This is a genomic window from Lentilactobacillus curieae, from assembly GCF_000785105.2.
Lineage (GTDB): Bacteria > Bacillota > Bacilli > Lactobacillales > Lactobacillaceae > Lentilactobacillus > Lentilactobacillus curieae.
This window is the reverse complement of sequence record NZ_CP018906.1, coordinates 1917523-1936559: the sequence shown is the minus strand read 5'-3', so window position 1 is coordinate 1936559 and position 19037 is coordinate 1917523. Positions and strand designations below refer to the sequence as shown.

The window sequence follows — 19037 nt, the reverse complement described above, 5'->3', positions numbered from 1 at the left end:
ATTGTTTAATCATTCTTTGTATGGTATTATCTTATATGTGTCGCAAAGATTAAGTCGCACTTTCTGGTGCGACTTTTTAATGGAATGGAACTAAGAGATGGGAGGCGAATGCAATTGGCAATGATCCCTGAGGAAGTGATTGAGCAGGTCCGTTCACAAGTTAACATTGTGGATGTGGTCTCTCAATACGTGCAACTAACTCAATCTGGGAAAAACCTGTTCGGCCTGTGTCCTTTTCATGAGGAAAGGACCCCATCTTTTTCCGTATCTGAAGATAAGCAAATATTTCACTGCTTTAGTTGTGGCCGAGGCGGTAACGTCTTTAAGTTTTTAATGGAACTTGAAAATTTAACCTTCCCGGAGGCGGTTCGTAAAGTAGCTGAGCTTCAAAATATTCCCTTGGATGAAAAGTATACTTCTGGGGGATCTCAGCAAGCACAGCAAACTAATTCGCTCGCATCACAACTAATTCAGGTTCATGAGCAAGCAGTCACCTTGTATCACCACGTTTTAATGAATACAAAACTGGGCCAGCCAGCCTTAGAATATTTAAAAAAACGCGGTTTGACGGATGAAACGATTGAAAAATATCAACTTGGTTTTGCCCCTGGGCAAAGATTATTAAAGCCATTTTTCGAAGAGAAGAAAACCGATTTTAAATTACTGAGAAAATCTGGGTTGTTTTCAGAAAATGATTCTGGGGACATTTATGACAGATTTGTAGATCGAGTGATGTTTCCAATTCGAAATGAGAATGGTAAAACGGTCGCCTTTTCTGGGCGGCTGTTAGTAAAAGATCCCGAATCACCTAAATATTTAAATAGTCCAGAAACTGAGATATTCAATAAACGTAAAGTCTTGTTTAACCTTGACTCAGCGAGGTTAAGCATCAGAAAAAACGATCCAGCAATTTTGTTGGAAGGTTTCATGGATGTTATTTCTGCAGACCAGGCTGGTATCCATTCTGGAATTGCTTCGATGGGAACTAGCTTAACTGACCAGCAAGTTTACGATATTTCTAGGATTACTAGTCAGGTGGTAATTTCATACGATGGTGATACTCCGGGACAAAAGGCAATTAAACGCGCCATTGATAGCTTTGCAAACAATTCAAAGGTTGCCGTAAAAATTGTTACCGTTCCTGACGGGTTAGATCCTGACGAATTTGTTCGTCAACGGGGTGCTGATCAATTTATGGAATTGGTAAAACACGCCAGCTCGCCGATTGACTTCGAACTTCAATTTATGAAAAAGCAATACAATTTGGAGTCCGAAGTTGATGTTAGCAATTACATTTCTGAGGCCCTGTCAGTGATTGCTAAGGAGCCATCGCCAATCACCCGTGATTTGTATGTGAATAAGGTGGCAACTGAGTTTGGGGTTGGCAAGGAATTGTTGACCAGCCGGTTAGTACCATTAATTCAGAGTAATCAGCGTCAGTCTCAAGTGGCTGTCGCTGATCAACCGCCGGTGCCGCCAGCTGTAATTCGCCAGTCGGCTCAGTCGGAACGTCACTGGAACGTTGTCCAATTTGCAGAGGCACGGTTGCTTAACCGAATGCTCCACAATCATGATATTTGGCTGATGGTACAAGGAATTGAAAACTTCGCATTTGTTGACGAGGACTTTCAAATGCTGTATCTTTTGGCCGAAGGTTACTTTACCAAGTTTGACGAGTATAATGTAGCTACGTTAAGTAGTTTTATAACAGAAAATTCTCTACAAACTTTGCTAATGGACATTGATTCGCTCGATTTGGCAGTTGAGTCAACCGAAAGTGAAATCAACGACTATGTAAACGTGATTATGAATAGAGCACCGGTCGTTGATCAACTGAAACAAAAGCGCCAGTCACTTCAGGAGGCGGTAGCAATCGGTGATGTACAAAAGCAGCGTCAATTAACAATTGAAATTGTTCAATTAGAACAAAAAAAACAAGCGGGAAAACACATCTAACGTACCGGGAGGCATTTTGAATGGCAAAAAAGAACGAAACTAAAAAAGATGCAAAAGTAGAAAAGACATTAGTTTATCAATCTGAATTAAACGAGATTGTTAAGAAAAACAAGCCAATCGGTCACATCACTTATGATGAGTTGAGTGAAAAGATCATTGAACAGTACGCTCTTGATGAAAAAGGTATCGAAGGGTTACTAGAATCAGTTGAAGATAACGGAATTAGTGTTGTCGATGAAAACGGTGATCCAGATCCTCGGGCAATTGATGCCGCTAAGAAAGTTACTAAAAAGGAACTTTCTGATGTATCTGCTCCTACTGGAGTTAAAATCAATGACCCAGTTAGAATGTACCTTAAAGAAATTGGTCGAGTATCGTTGCTTAGTGCGGACGAGGAAATTAGTTTAGCTAAGCGAATTGAAGACGGCGATGAAGAAGCTAAGCAAGAACTTGCTGAAGCCAACCTTCGTTTGGTGGTTTCAATTGCTAAACGGTATGTTGGTCGGGGAATGCAATTTCTTGATTTAATTCAAGAAGGTAACATGGGACTAATGAAGGCTGTTGAAAAGTTTGATTACCGAAAGGGATTTAAATTTTCAACTTACGCCACTTGGTGGATCCGTCAGGCCATTACTCGTGCCATTGCTGACCAAGCTAGAACTATCCGGATTCCAGTTCACATGGTTGAAACTATTAACAAATTGATTAGAATCCAGCGTCAGTTACTTCAAGACCTTGGCCGTGAGCCGTTACCTGAAGAAATCGGTGCCGAAATGGATATGCCAACTGAAAAGGTTAGAGAAATCTTGAAGATTGCTCAAGAGCCCGTTTCATTGGAAACCCCAATTGGTGAAGAGGACGACTCTCATTTAGGCGACTTCATTGAGGATCAAGACGCTACATCACCTGCTGATCATGCTGCTTATGAGTTATTAAAGGAGCAGCTTGAAGGTGTCCTAGACACTTTAACTGACCGTGAGGAAAACGTTCTTCGTTTACGTTTTGGGCTTGATGACGGAAGAACCAGAACTCTTGAGGAAGTTGGTAAGGTATTTGGGGTTACGCGTGAGCGAATTCGACAAATTGAAGCTAAGGCTTTGAGAAAGTTGCGCCACCCATCACGTAGTAAACAACTTAAAGACTTTTTAGAATAATTATTAGCCGGGTACGACTCAAAACAATTGTTTTGTGGCCGTACCTGTTTTTTTACATATATATAAATTATAATTAAAGTACAATCAAAAATAGGAGTAAACAATGAATAGTACACACTTATCTGTCCGACTAGCTACAGTTGGCCAGCACGTTGAATCAGGTAGTAGATTAGCCGATATTGGCTCTGATCATGCATACCTGCCAATCAATCTTGCACTTAATGGGGTAATTGATTACGCAGTTGTGGGCGAAGTTCGTCAGGGACCGCTTGAAAATTCAAAGCACGAAATTGCTAAGGAGGGGTTAACTGATAAATTGCATCCCCGCTTAGCTGATGGATTAGCTGCAATTGAACCAGACGATAACGTCGATCACATTACAATCGCTGGTATGGGCGGTGCCCTGATCAGCCATATTTTAGAAACAGGTAAGGATAAACTTACTGGGAAAGAAAAATTGATTCTTCAACCTAACGTTGGTGAAGAAAATGTTAGACGCTGGTTACAGTCATATGGGTATACCATTACTGCTGAAGAAATTTTGGCAGAAGATGGTCATACTTACGAAATCATCGTTGGGCAAAAGTTGGCCGATCAGCCAGAGTATTCACGAGCCGATTTATTTTTCGGTCCGCATCTTAGACAAGAAAAAAACACCGTTTTCTTGCAAAAATGGCGTGATGAATTATCACAAAAAAAGGTTATTTTGAAAAATATTCAGCAATCGCAGAAATCTGAGCCAGAGAAGATTGAGCAATTTACTACTGAAATTAAAATGATAGAGGAGATGCTTGAAGGTGAAGGTTAGACAATTAATTGAACGTTTCGAACAATTCGCTCCTAAGCATTTGGCCATGGACAATGATCCAGTTGGCCTGCAACTTGGCTCACTTGATGCCAAGGTTCACAAAGTGATGACAACGTTAGACGTTCGCCCAGAAGTAGTTGAAGAAGCCATTGTTAACGGTGTTGACTTGATCTTTGCTCATCATCCAATGATGTTTCACCCTGCTAAAAATCTGGACTTATCGATCCCACAAAATCAGATGTATGCCACCTTATTACAAAATCACATTACCGTTTATTCTGCGCACACCAATCTGGATTTTGCGGATGGTGGAATGAATGACTGGCTAGCAGAACAATTAGGGTTAACTGATCTATCTGGGATGGTTCCTGGATATGCAGATCCGGTTTACCGACTAACGGTGCAGGTACCTAAGGTTTATTCGGCAGCTGTCCGGATGTCCTTAGTTGATGCTGGTGCTGAAGTCAATAGTAGTGAATATACTAGCTATACTTATGAAATTGACGGGACGGTTTACTATGTCCCTAAATCATTCTCAAATCCAGAAATTGGCAACGTTGGGGAACCAACAGAACGAGAAGACGCCCGATTAGAATTTGAACTATTTAAGAGCAAATTGGAGCCGGTTATGCACGCACTTCATGATGTGCATCCACTTGATAAGCCACTCTATAACATTATTAAGGTGCAAGATAAGCAGCATCAATACACTATGGGGCGGATTGGTGATTTGGAAAGTGAAATGAGTTTGGATGAATTTGTTCAACTTGTGAAGGATAAATTCCAGGTCCAAGGTCTAAGAGTGATTGCGAATGATTTAAGTAAACCGGTGAAAAAAGTTGCCGTTCTTGGAGGAGATGGTGGTAAATTTTACCCACTTGCCCAAAAACTGGGGGCTGACGTTTATGTGACTGGGGATGTTTATTACCACACTGGACATGATATGCTAGCAGCCGATATGCCAGTTATTGATCCCGGCCACCACATCGAAAGTGTTTGCAAAGCAAAGCTTGCTGACCTGTTTAACCAATGGAAAGCGGCTGATGACTGGGACATTGAAATCATTGAATCAAAAATTAATACAGATCCATTTACATTTAAATAATTGGAGGAACTATCATGGCAAAATATGCAGAACTTATCCCTAATTTTTTGAAATTTGTGAAAATTAATACCAGGTCTGATCCAAATTCAGACACGATTCCATCATCAAGCAATCAAGTTGAATTTATCAAAATGCTTGAGCAGATGTTAACAAACTTGAGTTTAAGCAACGTTCACATTAATAAACAAAGTGGCTACGTATATGCAACTCTTGAGAGTAACGTAGATAAGCAAGTCCCAGCAGTTGGGTTTATTTCTCACGTAGACACTGCAGCATTTAACGCTGAAAACATCAGTCCTAAAATCATCGAAAATTATGATGGTAAGTCTGTAATCAATTTAGATGACAAAGGTGAATATCAGCTTGATCCAGCAGTCTTTCCTAGTTTAAAGAAATATGCTGGCCAGACTTTGATAACCACTGATGGTTCAACTCTACTTGGTGCGGATGATAAGTCTGGGGTGGCAGAAATCATCTCAATGATCACATATTTTAAAGACCATCCAGACCTAAAACATGGAACTATCAAGATTGGCTTTGGACCAGATGAAGAAATCGGAACAGGCGCTGACCATTTTGATGTTGATGACTTTGGTGCGGACATTGCGTACACAGTTGATGGTGGGCCACTTGGAGATTTGAATTACGAAACTTTTAATGCAGCCGCAGCTAAGGTAACCGTAACTGGTACTGATGTTCATCCCGCTGAGGCCAAAGGGATTATGGTCAACGCAATCCAGGTTGCAATGGACTTTCATGACCAGTTGCCAACGTATGACCGACCAGAGAAAACGTCAGGTCGTCAAGGTTTCTTCCACATCGATAGTTTTTCTGGGTCTGTTGATCATTCTGAATTGACTTACATCATTCGTGATCATGATCGAGATCGCTTCGAGGCCAGAAAACGGTTGTTTACTGGAATTGCTGATCAGATGAACCGTGACTTTGGCGTCGACCGTGTGAAGGTTGAATTAAAGGACCAGTACTACAATATGGGGGAAGTTGTTGCTAAAGATCCAACGGTAGTTAAGGTTGCGGAGCAGGCAATGGAAAACGTTGGGGTTACTCCAAACATCTTCCCAGTTCGTGGTGGGACAGATGGCTCAAAGATTTCGTATATGGGATTACCAACGCCAAATATTTTTGCTGGTGGGGAAAACATGCACGGACGCTTTGAGTATGTGTCTGAAGAAACAATGGAGAAAGCGGTTGATGTCATCGTGGAAATCGCAAAATTATACGCTGAAAAATAAAAGTCAAAATTGGTCAAATAATTGTTTACTTTTAGGCCGATTTGTTAGAATATATGCAGTGAAGTTTGAAATATATGTTTATTTCAAACTTTTTTAATACAAAGAAAAAGGGTGACAAACAATTGAATCCTGATAATTTAACCGAAGCAGTTTCGACTGCTATTTCATCAGCACAACAAATTGCAGTAACGAGAAAACAGCAAAATATCACCGTTGCTCATTTATTTAAAGCTCTAGTTCAACCAGGTGAGTTAGCCCGCCAAATCTATTCTGAACTTGGTTTGGATTTAAACGCTTTGGAACGCGAGCTTGACAAGGAAATTGATGCAATTGCCGTCGTCGAAGGTTCTAGCATCACATACGGGCAGTCTTTGTCCGCAAATCTATACGAACTCTTACAAAACGCTGAACAAGTAAAAAATAAGTTTGATGACAAGTTCATTGCGGTAGACACCTTAACAATTGCCTTGATGAGACTTCATGGGGATAAGTTTAAGGACTACTTAGCAAGTCAAGACGTTACGGAACAAAAGGTTCAAAACGTAGTTGAAAACATTCGTGGTGGCCAAAAAGTTGTCAATAAGAACCAAGAGGATTCATACCAGTCGCTTGAAAAGTACGGAACTGATCTAGTTAAAGCGGCTAGAGAAAATAAGTTAGGACCAATAATTGGTCGTGACCAAGAAATCCTTGAAGTTGTGACGATTTTATCCAGAAAGAATAAAAATAATCCCGTTTTGATTGGGGCACCTGGTGTTGGTAAGACTGCAGTGGTCGAAGGCTTAGCCAAGCGAATTGCTTCAAATGATGTCCCCGAAAATTTGAAGGACAAGACTATCTACCAATTAGATATGGGGTCACTAATTGCCGGTGCGAAATACCGTGGTGAATTTGAGGAACGACTTCAGGCAGTTTTGAAGGAAGTTCGTAAATCTGAAGGTCAGATCATCATGTTTATTGATGAAATTCATAACATTGTTGGTGCCGGAAAGGCAGAAGGTAGTATGGATGCAGGTAACATCCTAAAGCCAATGCTTGCTCGTGGGGAACTTCATTTGATTGGAGCCACAACAATTGACGAATATCGGAAGTACATGGAAAAAGACAAGGCATTGGAAAGACGTTTTCAACGGGTCCTTGTCGAGGAGCCTACGGTCGAAGACACCATTACGATTTTACGTGGGTTACGCGAAAGCCTAGAAATTCATCATGGGGTGCGAATCCACGATAACGCGTTGGTAGCGGCGGCTAAACTATCTGATCGCTACATTACTGACAGAAATTTACCTGATAAGGCGATTGATCTCGTTGATGAGGCCTCGGCTGAAATTCGGGTTGTAATGAATTCCCAGCCAACCGAACTAGATTCGGCTAATCGGCAGTTAATGAGATTAGAGGTTGAGGAAGCTGCTCTTAAGCAGGAAACAGACGCTGCGTCAAAGAAGCGGTTGGCAAGTGTACAAAAGGAACTGGCCTCCATTCAAGAGCGAGTTAACGAATTAAATGCCCGCTGGGGGTCTGAAAAGCAGTCAATTCAACACATCAGTGATGTAAAGCGAAAACTTGACCAAGCAAAAAATGATTTAGTAAACGCTGAAAACAATTACGACTTGGATAAGGCTGCTGTTTTGCAACACGGGACGATTCCTGACTTGGAAAAGGAAATTAACGACCTAGAGAGTAATGACCAGCATGATGATTGGTTAGTTTCTGAGTCGGTTACCAGTGAGGAAATTGCTAACGTTGTTAGTCGCCAAACCGGCATTCCGGTCAATAAATTGGTTGAGGGAGAACGGCAGAAATTGCTTAAATTAGCCGATAATCTCCACCGAAGGGTAATTGGCCAAGATGCAGCCGTAACGGCCGTGTCGGACGCTGTATTGCGTTCTCGGGCTGGCCTAGCTGATCCGTCCAAGCCACTGGGATCATTTTTATTCCTTGGCCCTACTGGAGTTGGTAAGACTGAGTTAGCTAAAGCACTCGCAGAAGACCTATTTGATTCAGAAAACCACATGGTGAGAATCGATATGTCTGAATACATGGAAAAGGAATCAGTATCTCGGCTGGTTGGTGCGGCACCTGGATATGTCGGTTATGAGGAAGGGGGCCAACTAACAGAAGCTGTTAGAAGAAACCCTTACACAATCGTTCTCTTTGATGAAATCGAAAAGGCACACCCAGACGTGTTTAATATTTTGCTTCAAGTATTAGATGATGGGCGATTGACCGATAGTCAAGGAAGAACCATCAACTTTAAAAATACGATTTTGATTATGACCTCGAACCTTGGGTCAGACATTCTGCTATCGGGAACTGACGAAAATGGTAAGATTAGTGATCAAGCTAAGCAGCAGGTGGAAAAATTACTGCAGGTTAGTTTTAAGCCCGAGTTCTTAAACCGAATTGATGACGTGATTACCTTTGCACCACTGACCAAGGAAAACATTAAGCAAATCGTGCAAAAGATTATCGATCATTTATCTGCCAGAACTAAGGCTCAATCAATTACCTTGAAGATTACCGACGCAGCAAAGCAATGGGTAGCTGATAATGGTTATGATCCTCAGTATGGTGCCAGACCATTGCAAAGGTTCGTAACCAATCAAGTGGAAACGCCAATTGCTAAAATGATAATTGGGGATGAAATTGCGGCTGGAAGTACGGTATTAATTGATATCGTTGCTGACCAACTGGCATTTTCAACTACGAATAAATAAATCCACAAAAAAAGAGTGAGCCGATTAGCTCACTCTTTTTTATTATTAGTCTTGAGAAACCTTGCTAATTAAGAAGATTCCGTTAACTGCAATAAAAGCAGTTAATGCAGCAGTTATTCCGATTTCTAAGGCATTGTATGGCATTAACTCAAGGGCAGAAGCAATGTATCCAATTACTTCACCGAAGATGAATGCCCAAAAAATTGCTACTATATTTGCAGAAATAATTTTTGGCATCACGCCCACCTCACTATCAAAAGTATAATAGCACAATTACGGGTGAAAATAAATGAAATTTGTAAAGTTGCCCTTGGCAGCTCTGGTATAATTAAAACAGGAAAAGGGAGGCGGCACACTTGAGTTTTGTCCCATTACGAGTAAAAACAGCATTCAGCTTATTAAAAAGCCCCGTTAGACTAACTGACTTAGTTACTAAAGCTAAGGATCTAGGCTACCAAAGCCTAGGAATCAGTGACCTAAATGTAATGTACGCAGTCCCCGCTTTTTATAACCTTTGCGTACAAAATAATATTAAACCAATATTGGGATTAACGATTGAGCTTCCCGGAATAATAATGTCTGAGCAGCAATATCAGATAAGCCTAGTTGCCATGAACAACCAAGGATACCAGAACTTGATGGCAATTTCTAGTTTAGTAAACACTAGCCAAGAATTAACGGTGAAGGGTTTGCAAGGGAGACTATCAGGATTAACTATGATTATCCCCGCCAAGGGAGAAGTATCAGACTTGATCGTCCAGGGAAATTCTAAACAAGTGAGCGACTTAGTTGCCACCTTAGATGAAGTTTTGCCAGATGATAACCAGCTTAAATTTGGGGTAGATTTTCATCAATCTGCGGTCGTTGTGGATATGCTTAGTAAGACAGCCGCAGACAATGGCATCAAGTTAGTTGCAGATGTTCCGGTTGAGTATTTAAATAGTGAGGACCTTTTTTTAAACAAGGTTCTAAACGCCATCGATAGCGGCGTCAAGCTGGAAAATGTGTTTGATGCCAGCAAGAAGCGTGGCGATTATTTCCTGCGCAAAGCAAATGATGTTGAGCAGGAGTTTATCAACCAAAACTTACAGGGATCAATCCAAGAACTTGAGCGAATTGTTGCTAATACAGATGTCACATTGACCACTCAAACGCCAAAGCTCCCACAGTTTGAAAACGATAAGGAAGTCTCTTCACAAGAGTATCTTCAGCAATTATGTGTCCAGGGGCTTTCTGAGCGGGTCAAAGTAGATGGAATTAAGCAAACGGATGAATACAAACAGCGATTAAAACACGAGCTTAGTGTCATCCATTCGATGGGATTCGATGACTATTTTCTAATTGTTGAAGACGTGATTCACTTTGCCCACCAGGCAGGCATTATCACTGGTCCAGGTCGAGGCTCAGCAGCAGGATCTTTAGTAGCATATGTATTGAAAATTACTGATGTTGATCCAATTAAGTATAACTTATTGTTTGAACGGTTTTTAAATCCTGAACGAAAGCAAATGCCGGATATCGATTTGGATATTCCGGACACTCGCAGGGATGAAGTGATTCAGTATGTGGGTGATAAATATGGTCATGACCGAGTTGGCCAAATCATCACGTTTGGAACGTTAGCCGCGAAGCAAGCAATTAGGGATGTTGGCAGGACTTTTGGACTAACCACCACCCAGCAAAATCAGTGGAGTAAAGCAATTCCTAATGCCCTTCACATTTCGCTTACAGAAGCTAAGGAACATTCCCAGCGACTGAGAAACCTAATTAGCGACTCAACAATCAATGCTGAGCTATTTCGGGTCGCAAGTGCTTTGGAAGGACTACCAAGACACTATTCAACCCATGCAGCTGGGGTGGTATTAAGTGACGATCCACTTGTGAATCATGTCCCCCTTCAGGATGGTAACGAAGGATTAGTGATGTCTCAATATCCCAAAGAATTCGTTGAAACTTCTGGGCTATTAAAAATGGATTTCTTAGGATTACGAAATTTGTCGATTCTGGCTGATATTTTAACAGAGGTCAATAAAAGCACGGGAAAACAAATCAATCCTTCACTCATACCGTTGAACGATCCGGAGACAATCAAATTATTTGATGTCGCAGATACAACTGGAATTTTTCAGTTTGAATCAAGCGGGATTAGAAATGTTCTGAAAAAAATTGAGCCAACTGGATTTGACGATGTCGCGTTGGTAAACGCATTGTACCGTCCCGGACCGATGGAAAATATTGACGAAGTGGTTAAGCGTAAGCATTCATCAAAGCCGATTGAATACGTTGACGATTCGTTAAAATCGATATTAAGCCCAACGTATGGAGTGATTGTCTATCAAGAGCAGGTTATGTTGGTTGCTAACCAGCTGGCAGGGTTCTCATTAGGGCAAGCAGATATGCTCAGAAGAGCAATGAGTAAGAAAAAGTTTGCGGTGATGGAGGGGATGAAAGTCACCTTCATTGATGGTGCCAAACAACGTGGATATTCAGAACAAGTTGCCACCCAAACATTTGAATATATCGAAAAGTTTGCCAATTATGGTTTTAATAAATCCCACGCTTACGCGTACAGCAAGATGGCGATGGAACTAGCCTTTTTAAAGGTTCATTATCCTGGAGAGTTTCACGTAGCGTTACTTCGCTCAGTTCATAGTAACCCTGTCAAAGTAAAGCAGTATGTTGCAGATGCCAAAAAACGAAAGATTAGTGTGATTGCACCTAGTATCAACGAAAGCTCAGTTAGCTTTACATTTACCAATCAGCAAATTAGGTTTGGTCTGGGAAGCATCAAAGGGATTCGCAGTGACTTTGTTCGGGCAATTATTGATGAGAGAAATGAAAATGGTAAGTACAAGTCATTTCAAAACTTTCTTAGTAGAATTGACGAACGGTTTCGCAAACCGGATGCAATTGAGGCACTAATTTATTCCGGCTGTTTTGATGAATTTGCTAATAACCGAGCTGAATTGATTGCTGCGGCACCAGAGTTCATTAACTCAATCAACCTTTCCGGTAACTCAATGAGTTTATTTAAAGCTTTGGAACCCAAGATGCCTCATTTAGATGATCTACCTTTGGTTACCAAATTGGCTAAGGAAGATGAGTTATTAGGAGCATATATATCTGGTCATCCAACTGAGCGTTTCAAAAAACTAGCTGAACAAATGGCAATTACATCAATTGCTGACTTGGTTCCTGACATGAAAAACGTTAACATTTTGCTTTATGTCAGCAAAGTAAAGGTAATTCGTACGAAGACAGGGAAACAAATGGCGTTTGTAGATGGAAATGATGACGTTGGTGACCTATCTGTCACGGTGTTTCCTAACTTGTTCAATAAAGTGCAGTCATGGCTTAAAAAGGATATCGTCTTACTCATCAACGGTAACGTTGAAGCTAAGGATTCTTTGGAGCTGATTGCCAATGAGATGGTGCCGGCCTCTAATGTGTTGTCTAAGTATAAAAGACAGCAACCTAAGGTCTGGTATTTGCGGTTACCAGAAGGAACGGATAAGAGGAAACTTTTTGTTCTGATTAGGGAATTGGCAAAGGGGGATGGGGATGCTCATCCTGTTGTGGTCTACGAACCAGCTACCAAAAAGACAACTAAATTAGAAAACCGGTACTGGTTACCAGATGGGAAACCAACTTATGATCAATTAATCACAATTTTAGGTCAAGATAATGTGGTTTATAAGTAAAATTGGAATTCAATTTTACTTCAAGTAAGGGCTTTCTTTATTGCTATATAGTGATTTAACTTTTTTTGAATAGCTCATTGCCTTAAAAATGAGCAGACAGACCGATTTAAAAGTGATAAAATACAGTTTGAAATCAATTTGGAAAACCGATAATTTGATTGGTGTGAACACCAGTTAAATATTGGGTGTCCATCAAAACAAGGAGAGATATTTCTTATGAAGAAAACTAAGATCGTAAGTACGCTTGGCCCCGCAAGTACTGACGTTGACACTATTGCTCAACTAATCGAAGCAGGCGCTAACGTTTTCCGATTTAACTTTTCACACGGTGATCATCCAGAACATGAAGACCGCATGAACAAAGTTCACGAAGCAGAAAAGAAGACTGGTAAGACAGTTGGATTCATGCTTGATACTAAAGGTGCCGAAATCCGTACCACTATTCAACAAGGTGGTAAGCTTGAATTCCATACCGGCGATACTTTCCGCATTTCTATGGATGACAGCCTAGAAGGTACTAAAGAAAAGATTGCGGTAACCTACCCAGGTCTATTCGACGATGTTCACGAAGGCGGTCACGTATTATTCGATGATGGTTTGTTGGACACATTGATTGAAAAGAAAGACGATGCTACTAAGGAATTAGTTGTTACTGCTCAAAACGATGGTCTTTTGGGATCACGTAAGGGTGTTAACGCACCTGGCGTTTCAATTAACTTGCCTGGTATTACTGAAAAAGACTCAAGCGACATCCGCTTTGGTTTGGATCATGATATTGACTTCATCGCTGCTTCATTCGTACGTAAGCCACAAGATATCATGGATATCCGTGAATTACTTGAAGAAAAGCACATGGAACATGTACAAATCTTCCCTAAGATTGAATCACAAGAAGGTATTAACAACTTTGACGAAATTATCAAGGTTGCTGATGGTTTGATGGTTGCTCGTGGAGACATGGGTGTTGAAATTCCAGCAGAAAACGTTCCTTTGGTTCAAAAGACTTTGATCAAGAAATGTAACGCTTTAGGTAAGCCAGTTATCACTGCTACCCAAATGCTTGACTCAATGCAAGAAAACCCACGTCCTACGCGTGCCGAAGCATCTGATGTTGCCAATGCCGTATTTGATGGTACTGACGCAACTATGCTTTCAGGTGAAAGTGCTAACGGTGACTACCCAGTTGAAGCTGTTTCAACTATGGCAAGAATCGACGTTAAGGCTGAAAATGCTTTTGACGAATTTGGTACTCCACGTCCACAATTCGATGCTAGTGACGTCACTGAATCAATCGGTGACTCAGTTGCTCGCGTAGCCAAGGAACTTGGTATTCATACTATTGTTGCTGCTACTCGTTCAGGTTACACTGCACGGATGATTTCTAAGTACCATCCAGATGCAGACATCCTTGCAATCACATTCGACGAAAGAACTCGTCGTGGTTTGATGGTTAACTGGGGTGTACATCCAGTTCTTGTTGACGAAGTACAAAGTACTGACGAAATCTTTGAACTTGCTTCAAAGAAAGCCGTTGAAACTGGTTTAGCTAAGGAAGGCGATTTAATTATCGTTACTGCCGGTGTTCCAGTTGGTGAAAGTGGTACTACTAACTTGATGAGAATCCAATTGATCGGTTCAAAGCTAGTTCAAGGCCAAGGTGTTGGTGACAAGACTGTTATTGGTAAAGCGGTTTTAGCAAAGAGCGCCGCAGACGCTAACAACAAAGTTACTGAAGGCAGCATTTTAGTTACTAGCTCAACTGACAAGGATTACTTGCCAGCTATTGAAAAAGCTTCAGCAGTTGTTGTTGAAAATGGTGGTTTAACATCACACGCAGCAGTTGTTGGTATTTCAATGGGTATTCCAGTTATCGTTGGTGCTGCTAACGCAACAAGCAAGATTTCTGATGGCGAATTAATCACTGTTGACTCACGTCGCGGTGTAATTTACCATGGTGCATCAAGCTCAATCTAACATTTAACTAGTTAAAATCCGAAAGTGGAATGGAGATTTTCTCCATTCCACTTTTTTATTTGCTAGAATGGAATGCTTTTAGTACGATTAGCACTAAATAGTAAAAACGTGTAAAATACAATTAAGAACGTCTTGAATGGAGATTTATATGAACGAATTAATCGCAAAGGTGCTAACGGGTAAAGTTACAGATGAAAATGATGATAGTTACTTTGTACAAATCGAAGGAACTACCTTTACCTTAGATAAGGCTGAAATTAAAAAGCCACTTAAATTGGGATCCATGTTTACTGGATTTACCTATGAAAACGAACAACATAAATTACAAATTACGAGAACTGCCCCTGCAATTCGCCGAGACCATTACGGATTTGCTACTGTGGTCAAACAACATCATGGATTGGGTGTCTTTGTTAATATTGGCTTGCCTAATAAGGACGTTGTAGTCTCATTAGATGAGTTGCCAACAATGACTGATTTGTGGCCTAAAGAAGGTGACAAATTGATGATTGATTTAGGTGTTGATAATAAGGGCAGAATCTGGGGTCACTTGGCTGATGAGGAGATTTTCCAAGCTATTTCTCAACAACCAAAGAAGGTTGTTAACAATAAACCAATCAAGGGAACAGCTTACCGTCTGAAGATGGCGGGAACTAGGATTTTGACCACCAATTACGAGTTGGCCTTTTTGCATCCAGACGAGCGAATTCAAGAACCTCGCTTAGGTGAAGTTGTTGAAGGACGGATAATTGGCCAACTGCGTGACCAAACAATCAACATGACCACTAAACCTAAGGCATATAAGGCAATTGGTGATGATGCTGAAATGGTTTTAGCTGTTTTGCAACATAGTGCTGATGGGGAGCTACCTTACTCAGATAAGAGTGATCCTGAAGACATTAAAACATTTTTCGGGATTAGCAAGGGTGCTTTTAAAAGAGCCCTTGGCCATTTGTTAAAGGAACGATTAATTACTCAAGAAGATGGCAAGATTATTTTAAAAGACAGGGATTAAAATGAACGAACTGGTACAGGATTATTTGCATTATTTGCGTGTGGAACGGGGCCTTTCTGACAACACAATTCAAAGTTATCATCAAGACCTAACTGAAGCCACCGCTTTTTTTGCTGATAAAAATAGCAATATTAAATCTGTTGACCAGTATGCTGTGCTGAATTTACTTGAAGAATTAGAGAGCCAAGGAAAATCAAGGAATACCATTATCCACATGGTTTCTAGCCTAAGAAAATTCTTCGCTTATTTAGTGCAATTTAATCAAATTACGAGTGATCCGATGGCAAAAATCGACTCTCCTAAGCAGGCTAAAACGCTACCGGATGTTTTGTCGATTGATGAAGTAAATAGTTTACTTGAGCAACCAGAAACTTCAAAAAAACTGGGACTTAGAGATCGAGCAATTTTGGAAGTCCTGTACGCTACTGGTTTGCGGGTGTCTGAATTGATTAATTTAAAACTTGTTGATCTACATTTACCGATGAATCTGATCCAGGTACTTGGTAAGGGTGACAAGGAACGAATTGTGCCGATTTCAGATATTGCTAAGGAATGGTTAACCAAATATTTGGAGGATGTTAGGCCAGAACTTTTGGCAAATCAGACCAATGCTGCTGAAGTGTTCTTGAATTCTCGTGGCCGTCATTTGACCCGACAAGCAATTTGGCAAATGATAAAGAAGTATGCTGGATTGGCAGGAATCAAGCACCACGTTACCGTCCATACACTCCGCCATTCGTTTGCGACCCACTTGCTAGAGAATGGTGCGGATTTGAGAATTGTTCAAGAATTGTTGGGTCACTCTGATATTTCGACAACCCAAATTTATACACACATTTCAAAAAAGCACTTAGCAAAAGTTTATCAGCAGTTTCACCCGCGGAGTTAGGAGGAAGTAGGATGCTGTATCAATATCGCAAAGACTATGAAAAAATTACGATGGGGCTACTTTCCCTAATTACCGAATTTCCAAATATGGATTTGGTTGAGCAGGAAATGGATTGGTACGCTCAGGCTGATAACCGGGTGATTTTTCTTTGGAAGAGCGAGTCCAATAACTGGGCAGGATTACTGGGAGTTGAGGAATTAGATAGCCAGGTTGTTATTCACCAGCTATTATTAACTCCCCAAAACCAAAGTCAGCAAAGCTGCAACCAGATGTTAAATGAATTAGCAGAACATTATGGCAAAAAGCAGATTGTTGGGAGCTTTAGCACCCACAGCATTTTAAAGAGTTGGGAGCAGAGCAAAAAATGACAGAAACTAAATCACTTGAGCTTCACTTGAACGATTTTGATGGCCCACTAGAAGTGCTCCTTCACCTAATCCAACAATCGAAGATGGATATTTATGATATTAAAATCGCTGAAATAACCGATCAGTATATGGAGTATATCTATGATGCTGAAAGCCTAAATCTGGACATTATTGGTGAATATTTTGTGATGGCAGCTAAGTTAATGCTGATAAAATCAAAGATGTTATTACCGGCTATTGAAGATACCGATGAACAACTAGATGAAGATCCACGGGAAGACCTGGTTCAACAGTTAATTAACTATAAACGCTTCAAAAGTGTTACTGGGTTCTTTAAGGAGCATGAAGCTGAACGCAGAAAAAGTTATACTCGTTCAACAGTTGAGGTTCTAGAACCTGATCAAACATTAGTTGAGCCATCACCATTTAACAAGTATGACTTAATGGCAGCATTCGTTGATTCACTAAAGAGGCTTAGATACAATCAACCGGTTTCTACTGTAGTTCATGAATGGCAATATACGATTGAAAGCCAGACTGAGGCAATTAGAAAGCTAATGCACCGGTCAGGAAACTCCATTACATTTAATCAGTTGGTTAGTCATGCTTCTGAACCTGAAGAAGTGGTAACTGACTTTCTAGCGATTTTAGAGATGGCCAAGTATCAAGAGGTCAAGTTGACCCAGCCAGACCACAACTCAACAATTAAGATAGTTAAAGGAGACGCTGACGTTGCAAACAAATTACGCTAAAGTTCAAGCACTGGTATACGCCGCCGGCGATACTGGAATTTCTTTATCCCAGATTTCTCTACGGACATCACTTGCTAAACCGGCATGTCGACAAATTTTGGCAGAAATGGTTACCAATTTATCTCAAGATGATCAATCTGGGATTGAATTAACTGTCAGCGACGATGTGTACAGATTAAAAACAAAGCCTGACTACGAAGACCTAGTTACGGATTTTATTGTTGATGAGAAACCAAGAATTTTGTCTCAGGCTTCATTGGAAACAATCGCAATTGTCATCTATAACGAGCCCATCACGAGAATTGAGGTTGATGAAATCAGGGGGGTAAATAGTTCTGCAATTATTCATCGGTTGGTTAACCAAGGATTATTGAAGGTGACTGGTGTTAAAAAAGAAATTGGCAATCCTAAAACGTATGGGGTTACGAATTATTGTTTGGACTACTTTGGTTTAAAATCAAAAGCAGAGCTACCCGAATTACCAAAGGATGAGGTATTGAACGAAGATACTAGTGACTCCTTGATGACCAGGTTTAATCGTGAAATTGATAGTAAAAGGCAGGAAAATTAATGGAAAGATTACAGAAAGCAATCGCCCAAGCAGGGGTTGCATCAAGAAGAAGAGCAGAACAATACATTACTAACGGTGAAGTTAAAGTCAACGGGAAAGTTGTTAAGGAACTGGGAACTAAAGTTTCTGGTAACGATGTCGTTGAGGTTAAAGGAGTTCAGATTCAAAAAGAAGAACCTGTTTACTACCTTTTCTATAAACCTCGTGGGGTAATAACTAGCGTTTCTGACGATAAGGGTAGAAAAACTGTCCTCGACTACTTCAAGGATGTTGAATATCGCATCTATCCAGTTGGCCGTTTGGATTATGATACTTCAGGGATTCTGTTACTAACTAATGACGGTGACCTAGATAATAAATTGACCCATCCAAAGTACGAGGTTGATAAGACCTATGTTGCTAAGGTAAAGGGGACTGTTACCGTTCCAGAATTAAAAAAGTTGCGTGATGGGATCGTAATTGATGGTAAGAAGACGGCTAAGGCATCTGCTGACCTGGTAAAGCCAGGTGATGATGGTAAATCTTCGATTGTTTCGTTAACGATTCATGAAGGAAGAAACCATCAGGTTAAAAATATGTTTGCTGCGGTTGGCCATCCCGTTGAAAAACTCAGCCGAACGGACTACGGCTTTTTGAGTCTGAATGGTTTAAATGCTGGTGAATATCGGAGATTAAAACCGCATGAAGTTGAACAATTAAAGAAACTTACAAATAATAAGTGATAATTGATTGACTTTGGCTCGATATTTGGTATATTTTAATTAAACAAAATAA

The 19037-nt window shown here is 40.6% G+C and carries 15 protein-coding genes; 14 read left to right on the top strand and 1 reads right to left on the bottom strand.

Annotation, left to right across the window (positions count from 1 at the left end; genetic code table 11):
• Positions 1-120 precede the first annotated feature (120 nt).
• From dnaG to clpB, 6 genes are all read left to right on the top strand, one after another.
• Entirely contained in the window at positions 121-1956 is a 1836-nt protein-coding gene (gene dnaG / locus PL11_RS09385) for a DNA primase (protein WP_237047540.1), read from the top strand.
• A gap of 20 nt (positions 1957-1976) precedes the next feature.
• Positions 1977-3110: an RNA polymerase sigma factor RpoD gene (gene rpoD, locus PL11_RS09380; protein ID WP_035167073.1), complete on the top strand. Its 1134-nt coding sequence runs from the start codon at positions 1977-1979 to the stop codon at positions 3108-3110.
• Positions 3111-3213: 103 nt separating this feature from the next.
• Positions 3214-3918 (top strand): tRNA (adenine(22)-N(1))-methyltransferase, encoded by a 705-nt coding sequence (locus PL11_RS09375; RefSeq protein ID WP_035167075.1) that lies wholly within the window; start codon positions 3214-3216, stop codon positions 3916-3918.
• Positions 3908-5023: a Nif3-like dinuclear metal center hexameric protein gene (locus tag PL11_RS09370; protein WP_035167077.1), complete on the top strand. Its 1116-nt coding sequence runs from the start codon at positions 3908-3910 to the stop codon at positions 5021-5023. Before PL11_RS09375 ends, PL11_RS09370 begins: the two co-directional genes overlap by 11 nt.
• A gap of 14 nt (positions 5024-5037) precedes the next feature.
• A complete protein-coding gene (gene pepT, locus PL11_RS09365) occupies positions 5038-6276 on the top strand; it encodes a peptidase T (RefSeq protein ID WP_035167079.1) in 1239 nt (412 codons plus the stop codon).
• A gap of 122 nt (positions 6277-6398) precedes the next feature.
• Positions 6399-8993: an ATP-dependent chaperone ClpB gene (gene clpB / locus PL11_RS09360; protein WP_035167670.1), complete on the top strand. Its 2595-nt coding sequence runs from the start codon at positions 6399-6401 to the stop codon at positions 8991-8993.
• A gap of 45 nt (positions 8994-9038) precedes the next feature.
• Here the strand turns inward: clpB and PL11_RS09355 are convergent, their stop codons facing one another.
• Positions 9039-9230 carry a DUF2929 family protein gene (locus PL11_RS09355; RefSeq protein ID WP_035167083.1) on the bottom strand — a complete coding sequence of 64 codons (192 nt, stop codon included), beginning with the start codon at positions 9228-9230 and terminating at the stop codon, positions 9039-9041.
• A gap of 119 nt (positions 9231-9349) precedes the next feature.
• On the opposite strand from PL11_RS09355, the gene dnaE reads away from it, so the two are divergent.
• From dnaE to PL11_RS09315, 8 genes are all read left to right on the top strand, one after another.
• Positions 9350-12694, top strand: a complete 3345-nt coding sequence (dnaE, locus tag PL11_RS09350; protein ID WP_035167085.1) for a DNA polymerase III subunit alpha — start codon at positions 9350-9352, stop codon at positions 12692-12694.
• Positions 12695-12910: 216 nt separating this feature from the next.
• Entirely contained in the window at positions 12911-14668 is a 1758-nt protein-coding gene (gene pyk / locus PL11_RS09345) for a pyruvate kinase (RefSeq protein WP_035167087.1), read from the top strand.
• A gap of 148 nt (positions 14669-14816) precedes the next feature.
• Complete coding sequence (locus PL11_RS09340; RefSeq protein WP_035167089.1) at positions 14817-15683, top strand: CvfB family protein; 867 nt, start codon at positions 14817-14819, stop codon at positions 15681-15683.
• 1 nt (position 15684) lies between these two features.
• Positions 15685-16572, top strand: a complete 888-nt coding sequence (xerD, locus tag PL11_RS09335; RefSeq protein ID WP_035167091.1) for a site-specific tyrosine recombinase XerD — start codon at positions 15685-15687, stop codon at positions 16570-16572.
• A gap of 11 nt (positions 16573-16583) precedes the next feature.
• Positions 16584-16940, top strand: coding sequence for a hypothetical protein (locus PL11_RS09330; protein ID WP_035167093.1), 357 nt, complete (start codon positions 16584-16586; stop codon positions 16938-16940).
• Positions 16937-17692 (top strand): segregation and condensation protein A, encoded by a 756-nt coding sequence (locus PL11_RS09325; protein WP_035167095.1) that lies wholly within the window; start codon positions 16937-16939, stop codon positions 17690-17692. The genes PL11_RS09330 and PL11_RS09325 overlap by 4 nt, the downstream gene beginning before the upstream one ends.
• Entirely contained in the window at positions 17673-18263 is a 591-nt protein-coding gene (gene scpB / locus PL11_RS09320; protein WP_035167097.1) for an SMC-Scp complex subunit ScpB, read from the top strand. Before PL11_RS09325 ends, scpB begins: the two co-directional genes overlap by 20 nt.
• Positions 18263-18985, top strand: coding sequence for a pseudouridine synthase (locus PL11_RS09315; RefSeq protein WP_035167098.1), 723 nt, complete (start codon positions 18263-18265; stop codon positions 18983-18985). Before scpB ends, PL11_RS09315 begins: the two co-directional genes overlap by 1 nt.
• Positions 18986-19037 lie beyond the last annotated feature (52 nt).